29 protein-coding genes are annotated in these 26,782 nt (G+C 60.8%); 21 read left to right on the forward strand and 8 right to left on the reverse strand.

Features of this window, described 5'->3' with window-relative positions; all coding sequences use genetic code 11:
* Nucleotides 1-80 precede the first annotated feature (80 nt).
* The 16 genes from ACQ4MM_RS11605 to ACQ4MM_RS11680 all read left to right on the forward strand — a co-directional run bounded on the left by ACQ4MM_RS11605 (nucleotide 81) and on the right by ACQ4MM_RS11680 (nucleotide 16,199).
* Entirely contained in the window at nucleotides 81-1,787 is a 1,707-nt protein-coding gene (locus ACQ4MM_RS11605) for a GspE/PulE family protein (protein WP_431477506.1), read from the forward strand.
* Nucleotide 1,788: 1 nt separating this feature from the next.
* Entirely contained in the window at nucleotides 1,789-3,024 is a 1,236-nt protein-coding gene (locus ACQ4MM_RS11610) for a type II secretion system F family protein (RefSeq protein WP_431477507.1), read from the forward strand.
* Nucleotides 3,021-3,503, forward strand: a complete 483-nt coding sequence (locus tag ACQ4MM_RS11615; protein WP_431477508.1) for a hypothetical protein — start codon at nucleotides 3,021-3,023, stop codon at nucleotides 3,501-3,503. Before ACQ4MM_RS11610 ends, ACQ4MM_RS11615 begins: the two co-directional genes overlap by 4 nt.
* 43 nt (nucleotides 3,504-3,546) lie before the next feature.
* On the forward strand, nucleotides 3,547-4,074 hold the full coding sequence (locus ACQ4MM_RS11620; protein WP_431477603.1) for a type II secretion system protein: 528 nt from the start codon (nucleotides 3,547-3,549) through the stop codon (nucleotides 4,072-4,074).
* 24 nt (nucleotides 4,075-4,098) lie between these two features.
* Entirely contained in the window at nucleotides 4,099-4,629 is a 531-nt protein-coding gene (locus ACQ4MM_RS11625; RefSeq protein ID WP_431477509.1) for a pilus assembly FimT family protein, read from the forward strand.
* Nucleotides 4,619-5,209, forward strand: a complete 591-nt coding sequence (locus tag ACQ4MM_RS11630) for a type IV pilus modification PilV family protein (protein ID WP_431477510.1) — start codon at nucleotides 4,619-4,621, stop codon at nucleotides 5,207-5,209. Before ACQ4MM_RS11625 ends, ACQ4MM_RS11630 begins: the two co-directional genes overlap by 11 nt.
* A complete protein-coding gene (locus ACQ4MM_RS11635) occupies nucleotides 5,206-6,021 on the forward strand; it encodes a PulJ/GspJ family protein (protein WP_431477511.1) in 816 nt (271 codons plus the stop codon). Before ACQ4MM_RS11630 ends, ACQ4MM_RS11635 begins: the two co-directional genes overlap by 4 nt.
* A gap of 5 nt (nucleotides 6,022-6,026) precedes the next feature.
* Nucleotides 6,027-6,473 (forward strand): agglutinin biogenesis protein MshP, encoded by a 447-nt coding sequence (locus ACQ4MM_RS11640; protein ID WP_431477512.1) that lies wholly within the window; start codon nucleotides 6,027-6,029, stop codon nucleotides 6,471-6,473.
* Nucleotides 6,474-6,477: 4 nt separating this feature from the next.
* Nucleotides 6,478-9,606 carry a DUF6701 domain-containing protein gene (locus ACQ4MM_RS11645; RefSeq protein ID WP_431477513.1) on the forward strand — a complete coding sequence of 1,043 codons (3,129 nt, stop codon included), beginning with the start codon at nucleotides 6,478-6,480 and terminating at the stop codon, nucleotides 9,604-9,606.
* A gap of 87 nt (nucleotides 9,607-9,693) precedes the next feature.
* A complete protein-coding gene (pilM, locus tag ACQ4MM_RS11650; protein WP_431477514.1) occupies nucleotides 9,694-10,638 on the forward strand; it encodes a pilus assembly protein PilM in 945 nt (314 codons plus the stop codon).
* Nucleotides 10,635-11,366 (forward strand): hypothetical protein, encoded by a 732-nt coding sequence (locus tag ACQ4MM_RS11655; RefSeq protein WP_431477515.1) that lies wholly within the window; start codon nucleotides 10,635-10,637, stop codon nucleotides 11,364-11,366. Before pilM ends, ACQ4MM_RS11655 begins: the two co-directional genes overlap by 4 nt.
* Nucleotides 11,363-12,058 carry a hypothetical protein gene (locus ACQ4MM_RS11660; RefSeq protein WP_431477516.1) on the forward strand — a complete coding sequence of 232 codons (696 nt, stop codon included), beginning with the start codon at nucleotides 11,363-11,365 and terminating at the stop codon, nucleotides 12,056-12,058. The genes ACQ4MM_RS11655 and ACQ4MM_RS11660 overlap by 4 nt, the downstream gene beginning before the upstream one ends.
* Nucleotides 12,055-12,411 (forward strand): MSHA biogenesis protein MshK, encoded by a 357-nt coding sequence (locus ACQ4MM_RS11665; protein WP_431477517.1) that lies wholly within the window; start codon nucleotides 12,055-12,057, stop codon nucleotides 12,409-12,411. Before ACQ4MM_RS11660 ends, ACQ4MM_RS11665 begins: the two co-directional genes overlap by 4 nt.
* On the forward strand, nucleotides 12,408-14,189 hold the full coding sequence (mshL, locus tag ACQ4MM_RS11670) for a pilus (MSHA type) biogenesis protein MshL (protein WP_431477518.1): 1,782 nt from the start codon (nucleotides 12,408-12,410) through the stop codon (nucleotides 14,187-14,189). The genes ACQ4MM_RS11665 and mshL overlap by 4 nt, the downstream gene beginning before the upstream one ends.
* Nucleotide 14,190: 1 nt before the next feature.
* Nucleotides 14,191-15,090, forward strand: coding sequence for an ExeA family protein (locus ACQ4MM_RS11675; protein WP_431477519.1), 900 nt, complete (start codon nucleotides 14,191-14,193; stop codon nucleotides 15,088-15,090).
* A complete protein-coding gene (locus ACQ4MM_RS11680) occupies nucleotides 15,087-16,199 on the forward strand; it encodes a tetratricopeptide repeat protein (protein ID WP_431477520.1) in 1,113 nt (370 codons plus the stop codon). Before ACQ4MM_RS11675 ends, ACQ4MM_RS11680 begins: the two co-directional genes overlap by 4 nt.
* Nucleotides 16,200-16,209: 10 nt before the next feature.
* On the opposite strand, the gene ACQ4MM_RS11685 is transcribed toward ACQ4MM_RS11680, so the two are convergent.
* The 6 genes from ACQ4MM_RS11685 to ACQ4MM_RS11710 form a co-directional block, all read right to left on the reverse strand.
* A complete protein-coding gene (locus ACQ4MM_RS11685) occupies nucleotides 16,210-16,770 on the reverse strand; it encodes a dihydrofolate reductase family protein (RefSeq protein ID WP_431477521.1) in 561 nt (186 codons plus the stop codon).
* Between the two features lie 164 nt (nucleotides 16,771-16,934).
* Nucleotides 16,935-17,411 carry an Imm63 family immunity protein gene (locus tag ACQ4MM_RS11690; protein WP_431477522.1) on the reverse strand — a complete coding sequence of 159 codons (477 nt, stop codon included), beginning with the start codon at nucleotides 17,409-17,411 and terminating at the stop codon, nucleotides 16,935-16,937.
* Nucleotides 17,365-17,808, reverse strand: a complete 444-nt coding sequence (locus ACQ4MM_RS11695; RefSeq protein ID WP_431477523.1) for a hypothetical protein — start codon at nucleotides 17,806-17,808, stop codon at nucleotides 17,365-17,367. The genes ACQ4MM_RS11690 and ACQ4MM_RS11695 overlap by 47 nt, the downstream gene beginning before the upstream one ends.
* Nucleotides 17,809-17,851: 43 nt before the next feature.
* A complete protein-coding gene (locus ACQ4MM_RS11700; RefSeq protein ID WP_431477524.1) occupies nucleotides 17,852-18,841 on the reverse strand; it encodes an HD-GYP domain-containing protein in 990 nt (329 codons plus the stop codon).
* An 18-nt stretch (nucleotides 18,842-18,859) separates the two neighbouring features.
* On the reverse strand, nucleotides 18,860-20,014 hold the full coding sequence (locus ACQ4MM_RS11705) for a pyridoxal phosphate-dependent aminotransferase (RefSeq protein WP_431477525.1): 1,155 nt from the start codon (nucleotides 20,012-20,014) through the stop codon (nucleotides 18,860-18,862).
* A gap of 80 nt (nucleotides 20,015-20,094) precedes the next feature.
* Nucleotides 20,095-20,544 carry a putative toxin-antitoxin system toxin component, PIN family gene (locus tag ACQ4MM_RS11710; protein ID WP_431477526.1) on the reverse strand — a complete coding sequence of 150 codons (450 nt, stop codon included), beginning with the start codon at nucleotides 20,542-20,544 and terminating at the stop codon, nucleotides 20,095-20,097.
* A 32-nt stretch (nucleotides 20,545-20,576) separates the two neighbouring features.
* Here ACQ4MM_RS11710 and yaaA point away from each other — a divergent pair, with 32 nt between their 5' ends.
* Nucleotides 20,577-21,335 carry a peroxide stress protein YaaA gene (yaaA, locus tag ACQ4MM_RS11715; protein ID WP_431477527.1) on the forward strand — a complete coding sequence of 253 codons (759 nt, stop codon included), beginning with the start codon at nucleotides 20,577-20,579 and terminating at the stop codon, nucleotides 21,333-21,335.
* A gap of 39 nt (nucleotides 21,336-21,374) precedes the next feature.
* Here the strand turns inward: yaaA and ACQ4MM_RS11720 are convergent, their stop codons facing one another.
* A complete protein-coding gene (locus tag ACQ4MM_RS11720; protein ID WP_431477528.1) occupies nucleotides 21,375-22,172 on the reverse strand; it encodes an outer membrane protein assembly factor BamD in 798 nt (265 codons plus the stop codon).
* Between the two features lie 83 nt (nucleotides 22,173-22,255).
* Between ACQ4MM_RS11720 and ACQ4MM_RS11725 the strand changes: the two genes are divergently transcribed.
* A complete protein-coding gene (locus tag ACQ4MM_RS11725; protein WP_431477529.1) occupies nucleotides 22,256-23,338 on the forward strand; it encodes an RluA family pseudouridine synthase in 1,083 nt (360 codons plus the stop codon).
* Nucleotides 23,339-24,181: a peptidoglycan editing factor PgeF gene (pgeF, locus tag ACQ4MM_RS11730; protein ID WP_431477530.1), complete on the forward strand. Its 843-nt coding sequence runs from the start codon at nucleotides 23,339-23,341 to the stop codon at nucleotides 24,179-24,181.
* Here the strand turns inward: pgeF and ACQ4MM_RS11735 are convergent.
* The gene (locus ACQ4MM_RS11735) at nucleotides 24,171-24,371 is read right to left on the reverse strand and encodes a hypothetical protein (RefSeq protein WP_431477531.1); all 201 of its coding nucleotides are present in this window, start codon (nucleotides 24,369-24,371) and stop codon (nucleotides 24,171-24,173) included. The genes pgeF and ACQ4MM_RS11735 overlap by 11 nt on opposite strands.
* A gap of 35 nt (nucleotides 24,372-24,406) precedes the next feature.
* Between ACQ4MM_RS11735 and phaC the strand changes: the two genes are divergently transcribed.
* Entirely contained in the window at nucleotides 24,407-26,128 is a 1,722-nt protein-coding gene (gene phaC / locus ACQ4MM_RS11740) for a class I poly(R)-hydroxyalkanoic acid synthase (RefSeq protein WP_431477532.1), read from the forward strand.
* 97 nt (nucleotides 26,129-26,225) lie between these two features.
* Complete coding sequence (phaR, locus tag ACQ4MM_RS11745; protein ID WP_431477533.1) at nucleotides 26,226-26,780, forward strand: polyhydroxyalkanoate synthesis repressor PhaR; 555 nt, start codon at nucleotides 26,226-26,228, stop codon at nucleotides 26,778-26,780.
* Nucleotides 26,781-26,782 lie beyond the last annotated feature (2 nt).

Consider the following 26,782-nt stretch of genomic DNA (forward strand, 5'->3'; position numbering starts at 1 on the left):
AATCTGCTAACTGGATTTGCTTTGCTTGCACGATTCCTTCGCATACAATGCGAACCACACAATGGATTCGGGGAAGCGGTATGACGAGACCGGAAAAGGTTCGTTTGGGTGAAATCCTGGTGCAGCAAAAACTGCTGTCGGAGGAACAGTTGGGCATGGCGCTCGCGGAGCAGAAACGCAGCGGCCGCAAACTGGGGCGGGTGTTCGTTGAACACGGCTTTGTCACTGAAGAACAGATTTCCGGCGCACTGGCGCGCCAGCTGAACATCCCCTATATCAACCTCAAGTTCTACCAGATCAGTTCCGACCTGGTGCGGCTGCTGCCGGAAACCCAGGCACGCCGCTTCCGCGCCCTGGTGCTGGAAGACCGCAAGGGGACCATGCTGGTTGGCCTGTCCGACCCGACCGACCTGTTCGCGTATGACGAGATCACACGCCTGCTGAAGCAGACTATCGAACTGGCCGTGGTCAACGAGACCGAAGTGCTGGCCGCCATCGACCGCATTTATCGCCGCACGGAAGATATCTCGGGCCTGGCGCGTGAGCTGGAACAGGAGATGGACGAGAGCTCGGTGGACTTTGGCGCGCTCGCCGCCGCCAGCCCAGGGTTGGAAGAAGCCCCGGTGGTCAAGCTGCTGCAATCGCTGTTCGATGATGCTGCGCAGGTGCGTGCATCCGACATTCACATCGAGCCGCAGGAAGGCCGGCTGCAAATCCGTTTCCGCATCGACGGTGTGCTGCACCTGCAAACCGAAGCCGACATGAAGATCGCTCCGGCCCTGGCACTGCGCTTGAAACTGATGTCCGACCTGGACATCTCCGAGAAGCGCCTGCCGCAAGACGGCCGTTTCGCCGTGCGCGTCAAGACCGCCCGCATCGACGTTCGTATCTCCACCATGCCGACGCAGTACGGCGAATCGATCGTCATGCGTTTGTTGAATCAGAGCGGCATGACCTTGCGCCTGGATGCCATCGGCATGCCCAAGCTGTTGCTGGACCGGTTCCGCGGCATCGTGGCGCGCCCAAACGGCCTGGTGCTGGTGACCGGCCCAACCGGCAGCGGCAAGACCACCACGCTGTATTGCGCGCTGGCTGAACTGAATTCGATGGAAAAGAAGCTGATCACCGTCGAAGACCCGGTCGAATACCGCCTGGCCGGTATCAACCAGGTGCAGGTCAACGAAAAAATCGAGCTGGATTTTGCGCGCGTGCTGCGCTCCGCACTGCGCCAGGACCCGGACATCGTGCTGGTCGGCGAGATGCGCGACCAGGAAACTGCGCAGATCGGCCTGCGCGCCGCAATGACCGGCCACCTTGTGCTGTCGACCCTGCACACCAACGATGCCGCCAGCACGCCGCTGCGCCTGATGGACATGGGGGTGCCGCGCTATATGGTGGGCAGTTCGCTGCAGGCCGTGTTGGCGCAGCGACTGCTGCGCCTGATCTGCGAGTCCTGCACCACGCCGTACACCTTGACGCCAAACGAGCACGAATGGCTCAGCCTCGAACTGAAGGACAAGGTCGACATGGGCCACTACTTCTATGGCAAGGGCTGCTCCCATTGCAATGGCCTCGGCTTCCGCGGCCGCACCGGCATCTATGAGCTGCTGGAAATGACCCAGTCGGTGGTGGATGCCGCCAATGATCTGGATCCCGCTACGTTCCTGAAGGCTGCGGCGCAGCAGATGGCGGGACAGACCTTGCGGCGCCATGCCGTGCAATTGGTAGTCCAGGGGCGTACCACCGTCTCGGAGGCGATGCGTATCAGTAACCAGCTAGAGGATTGAGTTGCCTTATTTCGCGTACAAAGGCCGCAACGGCCGTGGTGAATTGCTGGCCGGCGTGCTGGAGGGGGCGGACAGCGGGGCCGTTGCCGACCAACTGTTCGCAACCGGGGTCACTCCGGTGGAAATTACCGAGACCGCCGACCGCGCTCCCGGCAAGTCTGGCTGGAGCCAGCTGTGGGAAAAGCTGACGGAAAAAAGCGTCAACTCGATGGATGTGCAGTTGTTCAGCCGGCAGATGCACACCTTGCTGAAATCCGGGGTGCCTATCATGCGCGGCCTCGGAGGCTTGCAGGAGTCGGCCATCAGCAAGCCCTTTGCCCGGGTGATCGCCGACCTGCGCGAGTCGCTCGATGCCGGCCGCGAGCTGTCGGCATCCATGCGGCGCCATCCAGAAGCATTTACGCCGTTTTACCTGTCGATGATACGGGTCGGCGAAATGACAGGCCGGCTGGACGAAGTTTTCCTGCGCCTGTTCGATCACCTCGAATTCGAGCGCGATATGAACGAGCGCGTACGCACGGCGTTGCGCTACCCAAGCTTCGTGGTGATTGCAATGGCGGTGGCAATGGTCGTGATCAATATGTGGGTGATCCCCGCGTTTGCCGGGGTGTTTCAGAGCCTGAACGCCGAGCTTCCGCTGATGACCCGCATCCTGCTGTCGACATCGAATTTCACGGTGAATTACTGGCCCTTGTTCGCCGGCCTGCTTGTCGTGGGTGGCTTCGGCTGGCGTTCATGGATCGCGACCGAAGCCGGGCGCTATAGGTGGGACCGATGGAAACTGCGCTTGCCGATTGCCGGCAAGATCATCCACAAGGGGACCATGTCGCGCTTTGCCCGGAGTTTCTCGCTGTCGGCCCGCAGCGGCGTGCCGATCGTGCAGGCGCTGACAGTCGTGTCGCAGACCGTGGACAACGCTTACCTGGCGGCCCGCGTGGAGCAGATGCGCGACGGCGTCGAGCGTGGCGAAAGCATCCTGCGCACTGCTGTCGCAGCCAACGTGTTTACGCCCGTGGTGCTGCAGATGATTGCCGTCGGCGAAGAAACCGGATCGCTCGATGACTTGATGGATGAGATCGCTTCGATGTACGAGCGTGAGGTCGACTATGAGCTGAAGACCTTGTCGGCACAGATCGAGCCGATCCTGATTACGTTCCTGGGCATCATGGTGCTGATCCTGGCGCTCGGTGTGTTCCTGCCGATCTGGGACCTGGGCAAAGTCGCTTTCAAAAAATGACAAAGCAGAGCAGGTTCCGGCGTTTTGAATCATTGGTGTGGCTGATCGTTGGTTTGGTGCTACTGGCGGTTTTCCTCGGCAAGATTCCGTTCTACACTAGGAGCGCAGAAGAGCGGGCAATAGATGTGACGCTGTCACAACTGCGCGCCGCAGTAGAAATGCATCGCCTAAGATCAGCCGCAGCAACCAGTGCACTCGAGGGTAGCAATCCCATGCAATTGCTGGAGGTGAAGCCCGTCAATTATGTGGGCGAGTTCGCGAACCGAGGCAGCGCTGCGGCCCAACCGGGAACTTGGTTCTTTGATAGGGAGTCGAAAGAGCTGGTCTATGTTTTACTTGCTCCGGAGAAATCTTCATTGAAGCAACAACAAATGCTCTATTTCAAGTTAGAATTGCGGCGCTTGCCCGAACGAACCGTCAGGCCTTCAGAGCCACCTGCCGAAAATGCCGGTGTTGTTCTGAATCAACTAAATGACTAGCCATGACGCTGGTCCATATGATTTTTGAACTCATGGAGAAGTGATGAAAAATATTTCAAATTCGATGACCCGCTCGCAGCAAGCTGGCTTTACCTTGATCGAACTGATCGTTGTGATCGTAATTCTCGGCATCTTGGCCGCTACCGCTTTGCCGCGCTTTATGGATGTCGGCACCGAGGCTCGTGCTGCGAGCGTGTCGGCAGTGCGTGGTTCGCTGAACGCGGCAACGTCGATGGTCCACAGCCGCTGGCTGATCGCGCAGGGGAGCAGCGTCGCTATGGAAGGCCTGACAGTTGCCGTCGATACCGGCGGCTATCCAACTGTAGCCGGAACCCAGGTTGCAGACATGGCTGGCATCAATAGTGCCGATTACAAAACCATTGCCCCAAGCACGGCGGCGGGCAATAATCCTGTCACCTCTGCCACCGAGGTTGCGTTTGTGCCGATCAGCGTATCGAATTCGACCAAAGGCGCCAAGTGCTACGTGAAATATACTGCAGCCACGATCAGTGCGGCAACTCCACCTGTCGTTACGCCGCCGGTCATTTCGCAGGATACGTCCGGCTGCTAAACGGCCCGGCAATAAAACGGAGCGATGGCAACCAGCGGAGCTTCGCCTCATCGCGGCTTCACAATGGTCGAGCTGATCATTGTGCTGGTTGTTATCGGCATCCTGTCAGCGCTTACTTTCGGCCGCTTTTTTGTGCGCGGCGACTACGATGCTGCGGGCTTTGCGGCGCAAGCCAGGGCAACGTTGCGCTATGGCCAACAACTGGCCATCGCGCAGAACCGTCCGATATACGTCTACCTTGACGGCACCAGCATCGCACTTTGTTTTGCCGCCAACTGCAGTGCTGCCAATCACGTTCGCGATCCTGGCGGCGGCAACAGCTTCGGCGGCGGCCAATGCGGCACTGACCGCTCATGGGCCTGCATCGCGCCCCCGGCCAATGTGACCTTGGCGCTGTCGCCGTCTGGTGCGGCAAACAACCATTTCTTTTTTGATGCCTCCGGCAAGCCGCAGCTGTCTTCCGGCGCGGAATTCAGCTCCCTCAACCTCCAGGTAAATGCCGGCAGCGTACAGCAGGCAGTCAGGGTGCAATGGGAAACCGGCTATGTCTATTAGACGCCAACACCAGTCGGGCCTGACATTCATCGAACTGATCCTGTTCATTGTTATTGTCGGCGTCGCGGCTGCAGCCATCCTGCGCACACTGGCCAATACCAGCAATACCAGCGCCGACCCGCTGCGGCGCAAGCAGGCCTTGTTGATTGCCGAGGGTTTGCTGGAGGAAGTCCAGCTTGCCGCGTTCACTTTCTGCGAGCCGGTCGACACCACGGAAAACCCGGCGGCGCCTGCCAACTGTGCAACGCCAGAGGCGGTCGGTGCCGAGATCGTCCTCGGCAACGCGCGGCCCTTCGACAACATCAATGACTATGTCCCGAGCCTGGGCGTGCCAAATGCCGCCTTCAATAACGCAGCAGGAAAACTGGTCGATGCCGCCGGCAATGAACTGGGCGTGAGCGGATACGCTGCCACGCTGACCTTGCGCGCAGAACCGCTGAACGGGATCAACTCGACCGCTGCCGTGGCGACGCAGGAAGTGCTGCGGCTGACAGTGCGCGTGACGCACGGCCCGCTGGCGACCGACTTCGTTGAACTAGATACCTACCGTACCCGTCACTCGCCGCAGGTGGCGCAATGAGGCGGGCAGGGGGCTTTACGCTGATCGAGATGATCGTGGTGATGGTCGTAACCGGCATCGTGGTCGGCATGGTTGCCGTATTCCTGCGCGCGCCGGTGCAGGCCTATGTCGACAGCGCCGCGCGCGCCGAGTTGAGCGACGCCGCCGATATTGCGGTGCGGCGCATTGCACGCGAGGTGCGGAGGGCGCTGCCCAATAGTGCGCGAGTCACCGGCGGCGGGACCACGGTGGAATTCTTCCCCACCAAATCCGGCGGGCGCTACCTGGCTGAAGAAGATAACGAAGGAGCGGGCTACCTCGATTTTGCAGACAGCACCGACCGTACTTTTACCGTGGTGGGCCAGATGCCGTCGCCTGCGATCGTGCCGGGCACCGACTCCATCGTGGTGTACAACCTGGGACCCGGCATCGACCGCGCCGATGCTTACGCGGGCGACAATATCGCGTTGGTCAGTGCGGTGGCTGGCAATACCGTCACCCTGGCCAGCAATCCTTTCGCCAGCGCTGGCGCCACTGCGCCTGTGCTGAGTTCGCCTGCGCGCCGCTTCCAGGTGGTGACCGGCCCGGTCAAGTTTGTCTGCGACCTGGCGAATCGCCAGCTGGTGCGGCAATGGGACTATGCACCGCCAGCAGCAGCGCCGGATACGGCCATACTGGCTACCAACGTCACCGCCTGCCGCTTTACGTATGAGGCGAATATCGCCAATACGCGCTCAGGCCTGCTTGGCATCAGCCTGACACTGACGCGGCCGGACGTGCCGGCGGAATCGGTGACGCTGTTCCACCAGATCCACGTGGATAACCCGATATGACAACCATGCGCAAACATTCGCGGCAGCGCGGCGTGAGCCTGGTTGCGGCCATTTTCCTGGTCGTGGTACTGGCATTCCTGGCTGTGGCCATCGTCACCGTCACCACCACCCAGCAGGCAGCCTTCGGGCTTGACGTGCAGGGAACGCGCGCCTACCAGGCTGCACGCTCCGGCGTGGAATGGGGCCTGCACCGCCAGTTGCGCAGCGCCGCCTTGTGCCCGGCGGCGAGCGGGGCCTCGTCCACGTCCAGCTTCGCCATGCCGGCCAATACCACCCTCAGCCCCTATACTGTTACCGTAACTTGCACCACCACGGTACTGGGAGCGATCAAGCGCTATCGCATGCTTTCGGTGGCTTGCAACCAGCCTTCGGCAGGCGCTTGCTCGAATGTGAATGCGAACAGCAGTTCCGACTATGTGCGGCGGGTCATACAGGTCGATTTCGGAGATTGAAGAAGTGAATAGCCTGTTGCGCCTCTGCCGCTTCCTGCTGACTGCCGCCATGTGCATGGTGCTGGCGGCGCCTGCACATGCGGATACCACCATTTCGCTGTTCAAGAGCTTTGCCGGCAACGTCAATTTCGTTGGTGCGGAAAGGACGCTGCGCAAGGCGTCCAATACGACCAATCCTTGCACCATTTATGCCGCCAACGAGACCACGGACGTGACCTTGAGCGGGATCCCGGCAACGGCCAAGGTCCTCAGTGCCCAGCTTTACTGGGCCGCTTCCGGCACCACAACCGACTATGGCGTGGTCTTTGAAGGCAAGGCGATTACTGCGCCCGCTTCGCGCCAGTACAAGAGCGCCACCGTGGGCTACGATTTTTTCAGCGGCGCTTACGATATCACGGCCGAGGTCACCGCCAAACGCAATGCCAAATACACATTCTCTGGCCTGACCATCAATAACGCCGCCAAGTGGTGCGATGTGCAAGCCGTGGTCGGCGGTTGGGCAATGGTGGTGGTCTATTCGCTGCCGAGCGAGACGTTCCGGGTGCTGAACATCTACGAAGGCTTCCAGTATATCCAGTACAGCAGCGTGAGCTTGACGCTGTCGAATTTCAAGATTCCTCCGCTGACGAACCAGACCGGGCGCGTGGCGCACATCACATGGGAAGGGGACGCAACGCTGAGCAGTACGTCGAGCGGTGAGTTCCTGACTTTCAACGGCACCTCGATGTCGAATAGCGTCAATCCTCCCGGCAACCAATTCAACTCGGTCAGCACCGTTGCCGGCACCGATTCGGCTTCGTACGGGATTGACTATGACTCGTACACGGTCAGCAGTCCAATCATCCAGCCCGGCCAGACCAGCGCCACCACGGTGTATCGCTCCGACCAGGATCTGGTGTTGCTGAGTGTGGAAGTGATCGCGGTACCGAATACGCCGGTGACCGACCTCGGCATCACGATCTCGCGCGACCAGGCGCCAACGCTCGGGCAGACGATGGTGTACACGGTGAACGTGACCAACTATGGGCCCGCGGCGGAGCCGGGCACCGTGCAGGTGGTCGACGACCTGCCTGCGCAAGTCAGCCTGGTATATGCGGGCGGTGACGGCTGGACCTGCGCCCAGTCTGGCCAGAAAGTTACCTGCAACTACAACACGCCGCTGGACGTGGGCGCCAGCGCGCCGCCACTGCAACTGACCGTCATGGTCAACGCTGTGACGAACTCGCTCAGCAACACCGTCACTGTCAGCGGCAGCGAGTTCGACAACCAGATGTCGAACAATACCGCCACCGACACCGCTTCAGTGGACGTGGCGCCCTATGTATTTACGAAATCGAAATGTACCAAGGGCGTAGCGTTCGGCAGCGCAGGGCAGTGCCTGTTCATCGACTGGAAGAGCGTGGTCGCGGGCGACGATATTCCCGTCTACATCACGCTGGTCAATTCTTCCGGCGTCCCAACGGCACCCAGCACTACCTTGCCGACCGCGGTGTCGATGCGCTTTGGGATGTCATGTCAGAATCCGGTCACGGGATCGTCGGAGTTTGCTTCCTTCCCCGACCGCGCCTCGCTGTTGCCAAAGTGTGCCGGGAACAGCGCCACACCGAGTGGCACGCAATGGTCGCTGTATCGCGCGCTGGTGGTCGACGCCAACCAGGCGAGCATCAGCAGCCCGCTGACGTTCAATTACTTTGACGTCGGGCGCATCAAGCTGTTCATGCAGGATTCCTCGGGTAAGACCGGTGCCAGCGGGCCGGTGGTCATGCGGCCTTACATGCTGGAGATGGAGGTCTTCAAGACCGCTGCAGACGGAACCCGCACCGACAATCCGGGCGCCAGCACTGCCAGCGGCGCCAAGTTCGTGGCGGCCGGCGAGCCGTTCACGATAAAGGTGGGTGTTCGGACCCGCGACAAGACCAGCGGCACCAAGTATTTTGCGCAGAACTTCGGCAACGAGGTGTCTCCACGCAGCGTGGATTTCGATCCGGATCCAGGCGACGGGCTGACGTTCGCCGACATGGTGGCGCGGCCGCCCCTGGAGGGCAGCCTCAATCCGTTTTCACTCGGCCGCTCGAGCGGCACGTTCAATTATCCTGAAGTGGGCATCGTGACGGTGAAGGCGACCCTGGCGGGCAACGACTATCTTGGCAGCGGCGGCATCAGTCCGGCCACCACCAATATCGGCCGCTTCGTGCCCGATCACTTCAATACCAAGCTGGAAGCGGCAGATTCGCTGGGGCCTATCCTGCCTTGCCCGGCCGACGTACCTTGCTCCGCCACCAGCGGCATGGTGTACTCGGGGCTGCCGTTTGCCACCACGGTCACGGCGCACGATGTGGACGGCAACCTGCTGAAAAATTATCGTGGTGCGTTTTCCAAGGCGGTGTACATGTGCGGCGCCGGCAACCAGACCCTTGCGCCACCAAGCGGGGGCGTGTGCCCGGCATTGGTGTTCGGCGCGGCAGCTCCTGACAATTCCCTGCGGCGCGACAAGAAGGCGGCGATGGTGAAGGATAGCGGCGACATCGATTTCGACAATGACGACGGGACCCTGTCGCTGTCGGTCGACTACAAACTGGCGAACCCTTACTCGATCGCCGGCACAGCAACCGCCGGGCGCCAGGCACCTGTCCTGGTGTATGTGCGTGCGACCGACGCCGACGGCGTCAGCTCGCTGTATGGCTACAACGCGGCGCGCGACCTGGTCGAAGGCCAGGTGGTACTGGTCAACGCACGCTTGCAGTTGCCGAACCTGTTCGGCTCGGAGCTGCAGTACCAGCCGGTCAATGCGCGCGTGCAGTACTGGAACGGTACGCGCTGGGCCACCAGTGCCGGCGATTCGATGGTCGACGTGATCAATCCCGCTTTGCTGAAATTCACCAACTGCAAGAAGAACCTGCTGTCCGGCACCAACTGCAAGACAGTGCTGGGCGCAACGTCGACCGCGCTGCGCTCCATCAGTAGCGGCCAGGCGCGCTTCCTGCTGAAGGCGCCGGGCGTGGGCAACAATGGCACGACGGATTATTACCTTGACCCGGCGCTGGCACCGGAATGGCTGCCCAGTACGGTGGGCAGGGCGACATTTGGCATTTATCGCAACACACCTGTCACCTATATAAGGGAATTGTACTGACACCGGGGCTTAACAATGGCAAAATATGGCATATTAATCAAACAATTACGATTGTTTCTTCATCTAAAAGTTTGACGATAGGGCGGAATGCGATTCTTTTCGAAAGCTAAAAAGGAAAAAGACGCCTGGCTGGTGTTTGCGCCTATGCCGCAAGGCATGGCATTGGCGACGATGCGCCGGCATGGCGCCAGCACCCCCGTACTGCTTAGCTGTGCGGAGGCGGGACTTGAAGGTCAGGGCGCGGACGATGCACTGGCACGTGCGGCGCGTTCGCGCAATGCCGCGCGATTCCGCTGCAGCACGCTGCTCTCGCCCAGCGATTACCAGCTGCTGACGCTGGAGGCGCCCAACGTTCCACAGGACGAATTGAAAACGGCAGTGCGCTGGCGCATGAAGGACATGCTCGACTTCCACGTCGACGACGCCACCTTCGACGTGATGGCAATTCCGGTTGAGCGCGCCAGCGGGCGCACGCCCAGCATGTTCGTGGTGGCAGCGCGCAACAGTGTCATCCGCCAGCGCCAGGAACTATTCTTCGGCGCCGGGATTGAGCTGGAAGTGATCGACATCCCCGAGACTGCCCAGCGCAACGTATCGGCCCTGCTGGAACAGGAGGGGCGCGGCCTGGCCATGCTGTCGATCGGCGCGCAGGGCGGCCTGCTGACGGTCACCTACCAGGGCGAGCTTTACCTGGCGCGCCGTATCGATGTCACGCCGGCATTGCTGGATGACGGCGATGCCGACCGCCGGCATGCCGCTTTGGACCGGCTGATGCTGGAGATCCAGCGTTCGCTGGACCACTTCGAGCGGCAGTTCGGCTTTGTTTCAATCTCCAGGATGGTATTGGCCCCTGGCTGCGGCGAGTCGCTGCTGAATTACCTGTCGTCGAATATGTATATGCCTGTGGTCCCATGCAACCTGGCGGAAGTGATCGACCTGTCCGCCGTGCCTGAGTTGCAGGACAGCGCGCAGCAGGCACATTATTTCTTCGCCCTCGGCGCAGCGTTACGCCAGGAAGCGATCGCGCCATGAGCCAGCAGATCAACCTGTTCAACCCGATCTTCATGCGGCAGCGCCACAGCCTTGGTGCGCGCGGCATGGCGCTCGCGCTGCTGGCCATGGTGGCCGGCACCGTCGCAATCGTCGTTTTCGCGGACCAGCAGTTGCAGCCATTGCGCAAGCAGGCGTCGCAGCAAGAGTCGCGCCTGAAGGAACGGCAGTCCCGCGTGCAGGCGGTGGCCGTGGAGTTTGCGCCGCGTCCCAGCGATCCGCTACTGAAGACCGAGCTGGCAACAAAGGAAACGCGCCTGAAATCGCTGCAGCAGGCGATGCAGATGCTGCGCCAGGCCGAAGGCGAAGGCGCGCAAGGCTTCGCAGAATATTTCCGCGCGCTGGCACGCCAAAGCGTCAGCGGCTTATGGCTGACGGAAGTGGCGGTGGAAGGCGAGCGGCGCGAGGTGAGCATGCATGGCCGCGTGCTCCAGGCGGCACTGGTGCCGGCCTACCTGACGCGTCTCGGGGGCGAACCTGTCCTGCGCGGAAAGTCGTTCCAGACCCTGGAAATGGGACCTGCGGCAGTGCAGTTGCCGGCCGCCGACGCGGCGGCCCGCATGCCGCTTACCGTGCTGCCGGCGGTAGCGGGCGGCGCGGCCAGCAGTGCACTGGCAGCGGCTGCCGTCCCGGCCGAAGCGCCGCAGGCGCGTTTCCTTGAATTCCGGCTGCGCAGTACTGCCGCCTTGCCAGGCGGGGTGACCCCATGAAGGCCGTGCTGCTGAAACTTGAGCAACGCATCGATGCCTTGCCGCTGGCGCGGCGCGCGGCCCTGTTTGTAGCGGGCATCGCGCTGGTCGCAGGCATTGCATGGTTCGGAAAATTCGGTCCCATGCTGGCAGAGCGCCAGTCCCTGCACGCGGCCATCCAGCAGGGACAGTCGCAGACCGATACGCTGGATAAGGAAATTGCTGCCACGCTGAAGGCTTACGAGTCGGATCCGAACGCCACCATGCGACGCCGCCTGGCCGCAGTGCAGCAAGAGACGCGCGTGACCAGCGAAGATTTACTCAATCGCAAGCAGGGCATGGTGCAACCGCAACGCATCGTACCGCTGCTGCAACAAATGCTGGCCGGGCATCCCGGGCTGAAAGTGGTGGGCATGAAGACCTTGCCGGTCAGCGGCTTGCGCGACGGACAGTTCGACCAGGCCCTTGCTGCCGCGCCGGGGACGGCGCCGCAGCCCTCCAGCCAGGCGCCGGCGATCCTGTACCGCCATGGGGTTGAACTGGTGGTACAGGGCAGCTATGCCGACCTGCTTGGCTATATGGCGGCGCTGGAAAAGATTACGCCGCGCCTGATATGGGGCAGCGCGCGCCTGAGCGTCATCAAGCATCCTGAAACCAGCCTGACATTGACGGTGTACACATTGAGTCTCGACGAAACCTGGGTGCAGCTATGAGAACGATCCTGGCAGTCCTGGCGGCCCTTGCCGCCATGCCGGTGCTGGCGCAGACCGCGCTGCCCGACCCGACCAGGCCGCCGCCGGAAGTGCTGGCGCCGCAAACCGAGCGCAGCGGTCCTGCCATGGCGGGACCTGCCGCCGGCCCGCAGCTGCAGTCGGTGCTGATGGCACGCCGCCCGGGCGGGCGCAAGCTGGCAGTGATCGACGGCGCAATTGTCCCGCTGGGCGGGAGGGTAGGCGGCGCCGTTCTGGTCGAGGTGCGCGAGAGTGCCGTTGTCCTGCAACGCGGGAAGCAAAAACAAGTATTGAAATTGGTATCATCGGGACAGGATAAGGCGCGACAGCCATGACAGAGAAAACGAGCATCTCGAAAGCTTCACAATTTTGCCGGCTGGCGATGGGCGGCGGCGCATTCGCGATGCTGGCGGCATGTACCCAGACGCCGATGCGCGACACCTACAGCACCATCAGCAATGAGGTGAAATCCGCGGCGCAGTCGGCGGCCGGTGCCCCGGTGCCGCGGCAGGTGGCCGACGCCTTGCTGCCATCGGCCGAACAACTGGCAGGTCAGTTGCCGAAAGCGCGCCCGGTGCTGGAGGAGCGCTTCAATGTCGCCTTCAACGAAGTGCCCGCGAACCAGTTCTTCAATTCGCTGGTGGCGGGTACGCGCTACAACATGCTGGTGCATCCGGAAGTCAGTGGCACTATCACCGCCAACCTGAAGGATGTCACGATTGCGGAGGCGCTGGAGGCCGTGCGCGAGATGTATGGCTACGACTACCGGATCGAGGGCACGCGTATTTCGATCAAGCCGCTGACCATGCAAAGCCGGATGTTCCAGGTGAACTACCTGACCGCGTCGCGCCGTGGCTCGTCGAACTTGCGCGTGACTTCGACCTCGGTGCAGAACGCCGGCAACAACAATAACAACAATAATAGCGGCGACTCCAGCAACAACAATCGCCAGAACCGCAATAACAATAATGGCGACCCGAATTCACCGAATGCCACTGTGCTGGATGAAGCGGCCAATGTCACTACGCGCTCCGAGTCCGATTTCTGGGCCGAGTTGAAGCTGTCACTGGAAGCGATTGTCGGGGCCGGCAAGGATGGGCGTGCCGTCGTCATCAGCCCGCAGTCGGGCCTGGTGGTGATCCGCGGCATGCCTGAAGACCTGCGCAATGTCGACCGCTACCTGAAGGCGACCCAGCTGGCGGTGGCGCGCCAGGTGATCCTGGAGGCAAAAATCCTCGAGGTGGAGCTGAGCGAGCAGGCGCAGTCCGGCATCAACTGGGCTGCCTTCGGCTCCCGCATTTCCGCCGGCATGGTAGGCCCAGGCACGGCGCTGGCGCCACGCATCAATGGCGCCAATTCCCTGATGGGCCAGCCGAATGGTTTGTTGGGCACGCCAGGCAGCGCATTGGCCGCGGCCGCCAGCGCGCCCGGTTCGCTGTTCGGGCTGGCGTTCCAGAGCTCCAATTTTGCCGCGCTGATTTCCTTCCTTGAGTCGCAGGGCACGGTGCACGTGCTATCCAGCCCGCGTATCGCCACGCTGAACAACCAGAAGGCAGTGCTGAAGATTGGCACCGACGAGTTCTTCGTCACCGGCGTCAGCACCACCACCAATACCAACGCGACCGGCAATGGCACGGTGTCGCCGAACGTCACGCTGCAGCCGTTCTTCTCCGGCGTGGTACTCGACGTCACGCCGCAAATCGATGAAAAAGGCAACATCATCCTGCACGTGCACCCCTCGGTGAGCCAGGTATCGACGGTGAACAAGAATATCAACCTTGGCAATGCCGGCAGCCTGAACCTGCCTTTGGCGGCATCGGCCACTTCGGAGATGGACAGCATGGTGCGCGGCGAGAACGGCAGCGTGGTGGCGATTGGCGGCCTGATGCGCCAGTCGACCAGCGCCGACCGCTCGCAGATCCCGCTTGCCGGCCGCATTCCTGTGCTCGGCGGCCTGTTCCGCAGCACTGCCGACACCATCCAGAAGCGTGAGCTGGTGGTCCTGATCAAGCCTACCATTGTCGATACTGCCAGCGACTGGAGCCACGACCTGATGGAAAGCAGCCGCCGCATCGAGCTGCTCGATCCGAAGCAATCGACGGGGCGCCGCTGATATGTACGAGAGCCACTTCGGCTTGCGCGAGGCGCCGTTCGGCATTACGCCGGACACCAGCTTTTTCTTCAAGAGCCCGCACTCGCAGGAAGCGTTGAACACCTTGCTGGTAGCCGCGCGCAGCGGCGAGGGATTCATCAAGATCACGGGCGAAGTCGGCACCGGCAAGACACTGCTGTGCCGGACCTTCATGAAAACGCTGGGCGACGATTTCGTCACGGCCTACCTGCCCAATCCGCTGCTTGAGCCGCGCACCTTGATGCTGGCCCTGGCCGACGAGCTGGAATTGCCGCTGGCGAGCGACGTCGACCAGCACCAGTTGTTGAAATCGTTGACCGCGCGTTTGCTGGAACTGGCAGCGCAAGGCAAGCGTGTTGTCTTGTGCGTCGACGAGGCGCAGACCATTCCGCGCGAAAGCCTGGAAGCTCTGCGGCTGCTGACCAACCTGGAAACGGAAAAACGCAAGCTGCTGCAGATTGTCCTGTTCGGGCAACCCGAGCTCAATGAACACCTGCAGGCGCAGTCGATCCGCCAGCTGGCGCAGCGAATTACATTCCAGCACGACCTGGGTGGATTGACGCGCGACGACATGGAGTATTACCTGGCGCACCGGCTGCGCGTGGCGGGCTTTAGCGGCGCGCGCCTGTTCAGCAAGGGAGCGGTGCGCAAGCTGTTCGCCGCCAGCCGCGGTATCCCGCGCCTGGTCAACATCATCGCGCACAAGTCCCTGCTGGTCGCATACGGCGAAGGGCGCCAGCGCATTGATACGCACCACGTCAAGCTGGCTGCCAGGGATACCGGGTTGGCGAGCCGGCGCGGCTGGCCGTGGCTGGCCACGGGCCTTGCCCTGGCAGCACTTGCTGCCGCGGGCGCATTGCTGTCTTATCGTTTGAGCTTATGAGCCTGATCAACAAAATGCTGCAAGACCTGGATGCCAGGGGCGGTGCTCCACAAGGGAGCGGCCTTTCGGATTCCGTACATGCGGTCCAGTACGGGCCTTCGCGCAATCGCACCGCCTTGCTGGTTATTGCGGGAGTGGTTGTCGTGGTCGGCGTGGCCGCTCTCGCAGGCTGGCGTTACCTGCGCAGTGCGCCGGCGGATGCGGCTTCGACACCTGCTTCGGGAGTTATTCGCCAGGCGCAAGTCGCGGAAAAGCCGCAAGCGACACCGCCGGAACAAATGGTCGACGGCCTGCAACTGCCGGCTGAGAACCAGGTAGCGGCAGTTGCGGCGCCTGCACGCGATACCGCCACGGATAGCGTGGCGGCTGACTCGCCTGCGCCAGCCAAGCAGCCTGGCGCAGGCCAGGCAAAGCGCGATGCCCGCAGCGAGGGCAGCAAGGCTCCGGTGAGCAAGGGTGGCAGCGTTGCCACGGCGGCGCCGGCGCAACTGCGCGCTGCGGCCACCCCTGGCGGCGCCGTGACGCCTGCCTCGCGCGAGCCGGGCGCACAGGCGCCGGCCACGGCATTGTTCCAGCGGGCCCAGGATAAGTTGGCGTACGGGCGCGTGGCGGAAGCGATTGCAGACCTCGAAGCGGCGCTCGACCTGGACCAGCGTTACCTGGCAGCGCGCGAGACGCTGGTCGGGGTGCTGGTGGAGAGCGGCCGGCAGGCCGATGCGATGCGCCATTTGCGGCGCGCACTGACGATGAACCCGGAACAGACGGGCATGGCCATGCTGCTGGCACGCCTGCAGCTTGAACACGGCAGCGGTGCGCTTGATACCCTGGAACAAAGCCTGCCTTACGCGCAATCGAATCCCGACTACCGCGCAATGCTTGCCGGTGTGCTGGAGCGGGCCGGCCGCCATCGCGAGGCTGCCGAGCACTATCGGGCTGCAGTACAACTGCAGCCGGCCAACGGCGTATGGTGGATGGGGCTGGGGATCGCGTTGCAAGCCGAGCAGCGCAATGCGGAAGCAAAAGTGGCCTTCCAGCGTGCCGTCGAAAGCGGCCGCCTGGCGCCGGACCTGCAAGCTTTCGTCGAGCGCCGCCTGCAGCAGTTGAATTAAATGTGGAAAGCTAACCGCGCGTGCGCCGGTAGTGCAGGGCGACCGCGCCGTTGCCAAGCGGCTTCGCCGAGATCAGCTCAAGCCGTCGCGTGTCGGACAGCCCGCTCTGGTACAGGGTCGGGCCATGGCCGGCGATCCTGGGATGAACGAGGAACTTGTACTCGTCGATCAGATCCAGCCGGTCCAGCTCTGTCGCGAGCTTTCCGCTGCCGAGCAGTACGCCAGCCGGATTCGCGTCCTTGAGCTTTTGTACGCCCGAGCGCAAGTCTCCTGCGACGTGGTGGCTATTGGTCCATGGGAAGTCCGTTCGCGTCGACGAGACCACGTACTTCGGCTTGCCTTCCAGCTTGAACGCCCAATCGCGCATCATCGGCCGCGCCTCGACTTCGCCGCGGGCGACGGACGGCCAGTAGATTTCCATCATCTCGTAGGTAACGCGGCCCCACAGCATCGCCCCAGCCTCGTCCATCAGGCGGGTGAAGAATGCGTGCGTCTCGTCGTCGGCAATCCCCTCCTGGTGGTCAACGCAGCCGTCCAGGGTGACGTTGATGCTGAAGGTTAGAAGTCCCATGTGTCTCTCCGCAAATACTTCGCAGCGCTTTGGCTATACCAAGAGGTGTGCTCTTGGCCGGCATCAGTCCACGATTGATACTTCGCGCACGGCTTGCAACCAATCGTCCCATATCGCAGGGTCTGCAGGGCGGTCATCCACGAACACGTTGGCGCTCATGCTACCTAAAGGGGTACGCTAGGGCCGTGGGAAAAAGGGTATTGCACAAGGATTGCCTCGTGTTTTTCTTTTGTTCGTTTTCCCCAATCCGGGTTCAGTTCATGCATCAGTCGTTCGTGATACGGAAACCGGACGGATCGCCCGTCGATCCCTTCTATTCTGTTCTTGAGTTCATAGGCGGACGCCATGTGCTGTGTGACGCCCTCACACAGCAAGTAGAGTACATCGTCCGCAGAAAGATCTTCGATCCGTTCAAACTCAGTGCCACGTTCCGTCACAACATAATGGAACCTTCCATCGACTAACTCGATGTGAGGAGATCCATCATGCGTCGGCACCGCATAGAAGGATTTGTAGTGGTCCTCAACGTCCAGCGACGCGACCAATCGAGAAAACTCTTCCTTAAGCTTAATGAGAGCCGCATCCATTCCGGTATTAACACCTGATATCAAGGCGGGAAATATCAAAATCGACATGTCCATCGCTCAGTGCGCCCATCTCGATTTGGAATCCTTGCACTTCGACTATACCTTCGTCTTGATCAATTACGCGCCCGCGCCCTTTATAACCATAGTGGCCAACGCGTTCAATCCACTCTGTCGAAAGTGCTTCTTTTTCTTCTTCAGGCCAGTCTGACAAGTACGAGGCAAGAACATCTGCTTCCAAGACGCACAATCGGTTTTCGATTACGTCGCCGACGTTCAAATTACATGGATGGCAGAACGCGACCAGTTCGCCTGTCGCACTGCGCAAAGTGACCGATGCGGCTTCCTCATCCGGGGGATCAACTAAAACTACGATGAGCTTGTTCATTTCAAAGGGGTAATGGCTGAGGTTGAAGGGTTGCTTGTGCGGCGAAGCGGCGGTGGACAGATCCAATCCATCCAACACTTCGTGTCAGTCAAGATCGGGCAACCGCAAACTAAAGCGCGGCCTGCGCGCCCCAGATCTGTTTCATGCTGAAGCGCAGTTCCGCCTGGTCCTCGCTGAGGGCTTCCAGGATGGTGCACTCTGGTTGGTCGGTACGGCGATGCACCGAGGCCGCCAGGGCTTTGCCTGTCGCATCGCGCATGCAGTGCACCTCAAGCACGCCGTCGCCGTTGTCGCGCGCGGTCACCACGCCCAGTTCGCCGTTTGCCAGGCGCACCAGGACGCCGGGCGGGTATTTGCCGACCTGGCGGTGGAATTGTTCCTGCAAAGCCGGATCGGCCGGATGCAAAGGATCGTGCAATAGCTTCTCAAGCGCCTCGTCGGGCAGCATCGAACAACGGTAGTTGCGCGCGGAGACCCGTGCGCAATAGCGGTCGGCAAGGCTAAGCAAGCGTGCGTTGTGGGTGATCTGTTCGCGTGTCATGCCGGCCGGGTAGCCGCTGCCGTCGTCATTCTCGTGGTGCATCAGGACGCAGGAAATCCATTCGTCGTCTTCGATGCCCACGTACTTCAGTATTTCCGCGCTGTCTTCCGGGTGGCGGTGCACGATGGCCATTTCCTCGCTATTCAGCGTGCCGGGCTTGGACTGGAAACTATCATGATGCCGCAGCATGCCGACATTCATGGTCAAAGCCGCTGCCGTCAGCGAAATCACTTCGTCGGAAGCCTTGTCCAGGCCGCGTGCCACCAGGATCACCACGATGGCGGTCTCGATGCAATGACGCACCGCATAGGTGCCGGCGATCTGGTTCAGGAACAGGCAGGCCAGCGCGATCTCGGGATTCAGTTCCACCGCGCGCACCACTTCGCGCGCGATATTGCGCAAATCGGCATCCGCATTGCGCTCGTTGCGCAAATCCCCCAGCAGCTTTTCCAGGCGCCTGTTGGCCAGGTTAAGTTCATGCAGCACGGACGGCGGCGGTTCGAGCCGCGATCCGCCTTCCATGCCAAGGTCCTGCAAGCTGTTGAGGTACTGGTTCATGATGTGTCCCCGAGATTGTTATACGCGCGCCAGTCGCTCCAACGCAAGCGCCAGCGTCTCGTCTTTCTTGGCAAAGCAGAAGCGCACAATGCCCGAATCCTTGGTGTTGCGGTAGAACGCCGATACGGGAATGGCGGCGACCTTGATTTCGCTGGTCAACCATTCCGCAAACTCCGCCTCGGAGTGCGACGAAATGCGGTCATAGCGAACGCACTGGAAATAGGTCCCGTCGGCCGGCAGCAGTTCAAAACGGCTGCCTTCCAGCCCCCTGCGGAACAGGTCGCGCTTGCGCTGGTAGAAGGCGGGCAGCCCGGCGTACGGCGCAGGATCGGCCATATAGTTGGCGATGCCATGCTGCATGGGCGTGTTCACCGAGAACACGTTGTACTGGTGGACCTTGCGGAATTCGAGCGACAACATGGCCGGCGCCGCGACGTAGCCGACTTTCCAGCCTGTCACATGATAAGTCTTGCCGAAGCTGGAAACCACAAACGAGCGCTCGGCCAGCTCCGGATAGCGGCACATCGATTCATGCTGATGGCCGTCGTAGACCATGTGCTCGTAGACTTCGTCGGACAGGATCAGGATGTCGGTGTCGCGCACGATTTCGCGCAGCGCCTCCATGTCGGCCGCGCGCAGTACGCTGCCGGTTGGGTTATGAGGCGTGTTGATGATGATCATACGCGTGCGCTGCGTCACGGCCGCTGCCACGCGCGACCAGGGCACGCTGAAACCGCCGTGCTGCGATACTTCCATCTGCACCATCACCGGTACACCGCCGGCCAGTTCGATGGCGGGCAGGTAGCTGTCGTATGCCGGTTCGATCACAATCACTTCATCGCCGGGGTGCACGCTGCACAGGATGGCGGTGGTCAGCGCCTCCGTCGCGCCGGGCGTGACGGTGATCTCGGTGTTGACGTCGTAACGGTGGCCGTAAATCTGGTTGATCTTGTCGGCGATAGCCTGGCGCAGTTCGAGCGCGCCGACGCCGGTCGGATACTGGTTAAAACCTTCGCGCATGGCGACTGTGACCATGTCGACCAGCTTCGGGTCGCAGGCGAAATCAGGGAAGCCCTGGCCCAGGTTGACCGCGCCATGCTGGCCAGCCAGGGCCGACATGCGCGAAAAAATGGTGGTGCCGATGTGGGGCAGGCGGGAAGTCAGTTGTTTCATCGTGCTTGGGAAATGGACATTTTTTCCATTCTAGCGCAGCCGAATAAAACAAGTGTTGCCCCGAGGGTAAAACTAGAAAGTCAAGCCTCCAAGCTCCATTTTTCCGGCTGCATGACTTTGAACATGCCGGTTTTCGCCAGGCGCTTGGCCAGCTTGAGCAGGGCCTTGTCCTTGGTGATCAGGATGTCGGCCTGGGCGTCGCGCGCCAACTCCAGGAACTTCTGGTCGTCACGGTCGGTGCACACCGGCAGCCGCGTGCCGGATTCCGGCGGCTGCACCAGCTTGATGTACTGGTCGAAACGGGCCGCGCTGGCAGGGCGCGTATGTTCATCGAGCGGCAGGTGAGGGTAGTTCAGGACGAACAGGTATTCGGCCCGGCAGTCGGCGCGAGTGATCGCTTCGACAGCGCCGCTTTCGATTGCCGCCAGCAGGGATGCCCAGCGCGGGTCCTGGAAAACGAACAGGTCGAGGCAGACATTCGTGTCGATGACGATGCGCTTAGGTGAAATATGCGGTGAAACAGGTATCATGTCGAAGTTTTTCGTTTTGAATTTTGAATCTTATGCTGATTGTGCTGTCGCCTGCAAAAAGTCTTGACCTGGAAACCCCGTCAACCACCAAACTCGCAACGCAGCCTGCGTTCCTTGATCATTCGGAGCAGTTGATCGAGCGCCTGCGCGACTATTCGCCTAATCAACTGGGCGAACTGATGGACCTGTCCGATGCCTTGTCGACCTTGAACGTGGCGCGCTACGCAAGCTGGACCAAGGACACCAGCGAGGCGCGGCAGGCGGTCATGACCTTCAATGGCGACGTCTATGACGGCCTCGATGCGCGCTCCATGTCGGCCAAACAGCTCGATTATACCCAGTCGCGCATCCGCATCCTGTCCGGCCTGTACGGGATGCTGAAGCCGTTGGACCTGATCCACCCGCACCGCCTGGAAATGGGCACCCGCCTGCAAAACCCGCGCGGCAAGAATCTTTACGAATTCTGGGGCGACATGATTACCGAGGCGCTGAACAAGGAAGGCTCGCCGGTGCTGGTCAACCTGGCATCGGACGAGTATTTCAAGTCGGTCAAGCCGAAGAAACTGGATATGCCGGTGATTACGCCAGTCTTCGAGGACTGGAAGGGCGGCAAATACAAGATCATTTCCTTCTTCGCCAAACGCGCGCGCGGCATGCTGGCGCGTTATGCGGCGGTGAACAACATCACCGATCCGGTCAAGCTGAAGAAGTTCAATGAGGATGGCTACCAATTCGAAGCTGACGCCTCGAATGACACTACGTGGGTGTTCCGCCGCAAGATCGCAGCCTGATGGTGCAGCGCCTGCCTAGTAGGGCAGGCGCTCAAATCATCACCAGACGTTGTACCAGGCCTTCTTCTTGCTGCCGTCGTCTTCCAGCATCTTGCTGTCAGGGAAGTTTTTCACGAAGACGCGCTTGGTATCGTCGCGCAGGGTCGGGTTACCCATCTTGTCGTAGCCGCGGTACATGATGGCCAGCGCCTCTTCGATCGATGGCGAATCCGCGTAGTCGGTCAGCACACCCTGGGCGCGGTTGACCGCTGCCAGGTAGGCGCCGCGGCGGTAGTAATAACGCGCCACATAGACTTCATACTTCGCCATCGCATTGATCAGGTACTTCATGCGATCGATTGCGTCAGGCGCGTATTTGCTCTCGGGAAACTTTTCGACCAAGGCCTTGAAGGCGGCGAAAGCTTCGCGGGTTGCTTTCGGGTCACGTTCTGCCGGATCCTGCTCGTACAGGAAGTTCAGCAAGCCGATCGAATCGTTGAAGTTCACCAAGCCGCGCAGGTAGTACATGTAGTCAACGCTTGGGTGGTTCGGGTGCAGCTTGATGAAGCGCTCCACGGCAGCCAGAGCCTGGGCCTGGTCTTGTGCCTTGTAGTGGGAATAGGCGATTTCCATCTGCGCCTGTTGCGCATAAGTACCGAACGGATAGCTGGATTCGAGGCGTTCGAAGAGCTGGACGGCACGATCATAGTTGCCGCTAGCCTGTTCATCCTTGGCCTCCGAGTATAATTTCGTTGCGGACCAGCCTCGAGTCTCGTCCGCACGTTCTGGTAACAGGCCACAAGCTGACAAACTAAGCAGTACGACTGTTGCTGCAACTACTGATATTTTTTTTTGCATGTTGATGTGCAAGGAATCGTTAACCAAAATACTAAACTTGGCTGATTATAGCCGATGGGAATGCTGTGATATTGAAACCTGAGATGAATTCGGCAGAACAAGTGCCTGATAACGATTTTGACGCCGATTTTGAAGGTGATTTAACGGCCGATCCCCTCGCGCCGATCGAACTTGAACTGAGCAAATCGGACTGCGGCGAGCGCCTGGACAAGGTGGTGGCACGCCTGGTGCCCCAGTTTTCGCGTGGCCGCCTGCAGTCCTGGATCGAAGAAGGCCATGTTACGGTCGATGGCAAACCGGCCAAAGTCCGCGCCACCGTGTATGGCGATGAGAAGATCCTGGTGATTCCGCAGCCGGCGCCGGAAGACGTGGCTTTTGCGCCTGAAGACGTGGCACTGGACGTGGTTTTTGAGGACGACAACCTGCTGGTGATTAACAAACCGGCCGGCTTGGTAGTTCACCCGGGCGCCGGCAACTGGTCCGGCACCATGCTGAACGGCCTGTTGCACCGCTGGCCGCAACTGGGCGGCGTGCCGCGTGCCGGCATCGTGCACCGCCTGGACAAGGACACCAGCGGCCTGATGGTGGTGGGTAAAGACCTGCCGACCCAGACCGACCTGGTGCGCCAACTGCAAGCCCGTACCGTGAAACGCGTCTATTGGTGCATCGTGTGGGGTACCCCGCGCATGAGCGGCACCATCGATGCCTCCATGGGCCGCGACCAGAAAGACCGCGTGAAGATGGCGGTGTCGACCAGCATGGGCTCCAAGCCTGCGATTACCCATTACCAGCGCCTGGCTGAAGGTGTCCTGGACGGCCGCCCGGTATCGCTGGTGCAGTGCCGCCTGGAGACCGGCCGCACGCACCAGATCCGCGTCCATATGGCGCACCTTGGCTTCTCGCTGATCGGCGATCAGGTTTACGGCAAGCAGCACATGGCCAGCGTGTTCCCACGCCAGGCGCTGCAGGCGCGCCGTCTCGGCCTGGTGCACCCAGTGTCCGGCGAGCAGGTCGAGTGGGTGGTGCCGCTGGCGGATGACTTCAAGGAGCTGATGGAGCGCGCGAGCATTGAGGAGCCGGATGAATCGGTGCTGTCGGCGGCCGCCGCCGAGCACGGCCAATTCGAAGACTACGATATCTACGACGACGAATTCGACGACGAATAAATGCAGCAATCTTTCCAAGGGGCGCAATGGCTGGTGCCTGACTGGCCAGGCGCGCCGGCAAATATCGGCTTTGTCTGTACCACGCGGCGCGGTGGCGTAAGCCCGGACCCTTACGGACCGGGCCCGCAGGCCATCGCTACCGCTGGCGGCGGCCTGAACGTCGGCGTGCACGTTGGCGATGATCCATCGAATGTCGCGTTCAACCGGGCCATCCTGCGCGGGCGCTTGCCGACCGAGCCGGCCTGGCTGGCGCAGGTCCACGGTACTGCCGTGGTCCGCGCCGACCGCCTTGGACGCGGCGAAGTGCCGGAAGCGGATGCCAGCTTTGCCGCCATGCCGGGTGCCGTGTGTGCCATCCAGACGGCGGATTGCTTGCCAGTCCTGCTGACGAATCGCGCCGGAAGCGTAGTCGGTGCTGCCCACGCGGGCTGGCGCAGCCTGGCTGGCGGCATATTGGAGGCGACCGTTGACGGCATGCGTGCCGAGGCCGGAACCAGCGAGGGCGGCGGCGAAATCATTGCCTGGCTTGGGCCGGCGATCGGCCCGCAGGAATTCGAGGTTGGCGAGGATGTCCTGGCGGCCTTCCTGGCCGGCGCGGTCGCGGTGGGTGAGGGTAATGCCGGCGAATCCGCGGTGCGCGCAGCCTTCGTTGCCCGGCCCGGGAAGCCTGGAAAATACCTTGCGGACATTTACGCGCTGGCGCGGCTTGCGCTGCGCCGGGTGGGCGTGAGCGAGGTGGCAGGCGGTGACTTATGCACGGTCACCGACGCCAGCCGCTTCTATTCCTACCGCAGGGATAAGGTCACCGGAAGGCAGGCGAGTTTGATCTGGATCAAGGAGTAGGTGGATCATCATGACGGGCGGCTTCGGCTGCCCGTTTGCGTTTGCGGCGTTTGCCGCCTGTTAGATAAAATAGTATTCCTAATGGCAACAAGCCGTACAGCAGGAAGGTCATAATGCCGGCCACCACGGTTGCTTCCGTGAACGCCATCAGGATTGTGACGTAGAGCCAGGCAACAGCAACAATCAACATAAGTAGTCTTTTTAAATTCTGAATGGACTCAAAAAATGAACATGCCCGACCCGCAAGCCTTCGCAAACGCATGGATGGCGCAAATCAGCGATCCTAACCAATGGCAATCCTGGTTCAAGATGATGCCGGAAATGGATGCTGTCCCAAGCGCCGCACTGCTGCGCGATGCAGGCGCCACCGTACGCCCTGAAGCGATGGAGCAACTGCGTAACGAATACATGGGCGAGTTCGGTGCGTTGTGGCAGGAATTCCTGACCACCGGTAAAGCGCCGTCCCTGAAGGACCGCCGCTTTTCGTCCGAAGCCTGGCAGGGCAATCCGGTGTCCGCGTTCAATGCGGCATCATACCTGCTAAACAGCAAATTCCTCATGCAAATGGCGGAAGCCGTTGATGCCAGCCCTCACCAGAAACAGAAGATCCGCTTTGCCGTGCAGCAGGTGGTCGACGCCATGTCGCCCGCCAACTTCCTGGCTACGAACCCGGAAGCGCACCAGAAACTGATCGAAACCAAGGGCGAAAGCCTGACCAAGGGGCTGGCCAACCTGCTGGGCGATATCCAGAAGGGGCATATTTCCCTGTCCGATGAAAAGGCATTCGAAGTGGGCCGTAACCTGGCTACGACCGAAGGCCAGGTGGTGTATGAGAACGAGCTGTTCCAGCTGATCCAGTACACGCCGCTGACCAAGACCGTGCACGAGCGCCCGCTGTTGATGGTGCCGCCATGCATCAACAAATACTACATTCTCGACCTGCAGCCTGAGAACTCGCTGGTGCGCTATGCGGTGGAGCAGGGCAATACCGTGTTCCTGGTTTCCTGGCGCAATCCGGACCAGTCGCTGGCCGGCACCACCTGGGACGACTATATCGAGAAGGGCGCGATCACCGCGATCAGCATCGCCCGCGAGATCACCAAGCAGGATAAGCTGAATGTGCTGGGTTTTTGCGTCGGCGGCACCTTGCTGTCGACCGCGCTGGCCGTGCTGGCCGCACGCGGCGAGCAGCCGGCAGCCGGCATCACGCTGCTGACCACCTTCCTGGACTTCAGCGATACCGGCGTGCTGGACGTGTTTGTCGACGAGCCGCAGGTTCAGTTGCGCGAGCAGACCCTGAAATCCGGCGGCCTGATGCCGGGGCGCGACCTGGCCAGCACTTTCTCCAGCCTGCGTCCGAACGACCTGGTGTGGAATTATGTGCAGTCGAACTACCTGAAGGGTAACGAGCCGCCGCCATTCGACCTGCTGTACTGGAATTCCGACTCGACCAACCTGCCAGGCCCAATGTTTTGCTGGTACCTGCGCAACACCTACCTGGAAAACAGCCTGAAAGTACCGGGCAAGCTGACGGTGGCGGGTGAAAAAGTCGATTTGTCGAAGATCCAGGCGCCGGCCTTCATCTACGCTTCGCGTGAAGACCACATCGTGCCTTGGAATGCGGCCTACCAGTCGACCAAACTTCTGAACAACAAGAATCCTGAACTGAACAAGTTCGTCCTGGGCGCCTCGGGCCACATCGCCGGCGTGATCAATCCGGCATCCAAGAAGAAACGCAGCTACTGGACCAATGATGCACGCCCGGCCGCGCATGACGAGTGGTTCAGCGGCGCGGCCGAGCATCCGGGAAGCTGGTGGGGCGAGTGGTCGGAGTTCCTGGCGGCGCATGGCGGCAAGGATGTAAAGGCGCGAAGCAAGCTCGGCAACGCCAAATACGAACCGATCGAAGCGGCACCTGGGCGTTATGTTAAGGCTAAGGCAGATTGATTTTTAGCAACGTTAAGTTGCAATGCAATATTGTCGTGCCAAAAGCTTTTTTTTCGCCCTATAATGGGGTTGCAAATATTATCAACGGGACACAGCGATGAGTAGTGCAAAGAAAAGTACTGAACGTTTGATTAAGAAATACCCAAATCGCCGTCTTTACGATACCCAGACCAGTTCCTACATTACCCTGACGGACGTGAAACAACTCGTGCTCGATGCCGAGGAGTTTACCGTGGTCGACGCCAAATCCAATGAAGACCTGACTCGCAGCATCCTGCTCCAGATCATCCTGGAAGAGGAAGCGAGTGGCGTACCGATGTTCTCTACCGACGTTCTGGCACAAATCATCCGTTTCTATGGCCACGCCATGCAGGGCATGATGGGTTCTTACCTGGAAAAGAATATCCAGGCATTTACCGATATCCAGCGCAAATTTACGCAGGGCACCGCAACTTTCGACGGCAACTCCTTTAGCCCGGAAATGTGGACCCAGTTTATGAATGTGCAAGCGCCTATCATGCAGGGCATGATGAATAATTACATCGACCAGTCGAAGAGCCTGTTTGTGCAAATGCAGGAGCAAATGCAGAATCAGAGCAAGAATATCTTCGGCACCTTCCCGTTCGCGCCTCCTCCGGCCGATAAAAAGTGATG

Origin of the sequence: Massilia eburnea (genome assembly GCF_050709955.1) — a bacterium.
In the GTDB taxonomy this organism is placed as follows: domain Bacteria; phylum Pseudomonadota; class Gammaproteobacteria; order Burkholderiales; family Burkholderiaceae_D; genus Rugamonas; species Rugamonas eburnea_A.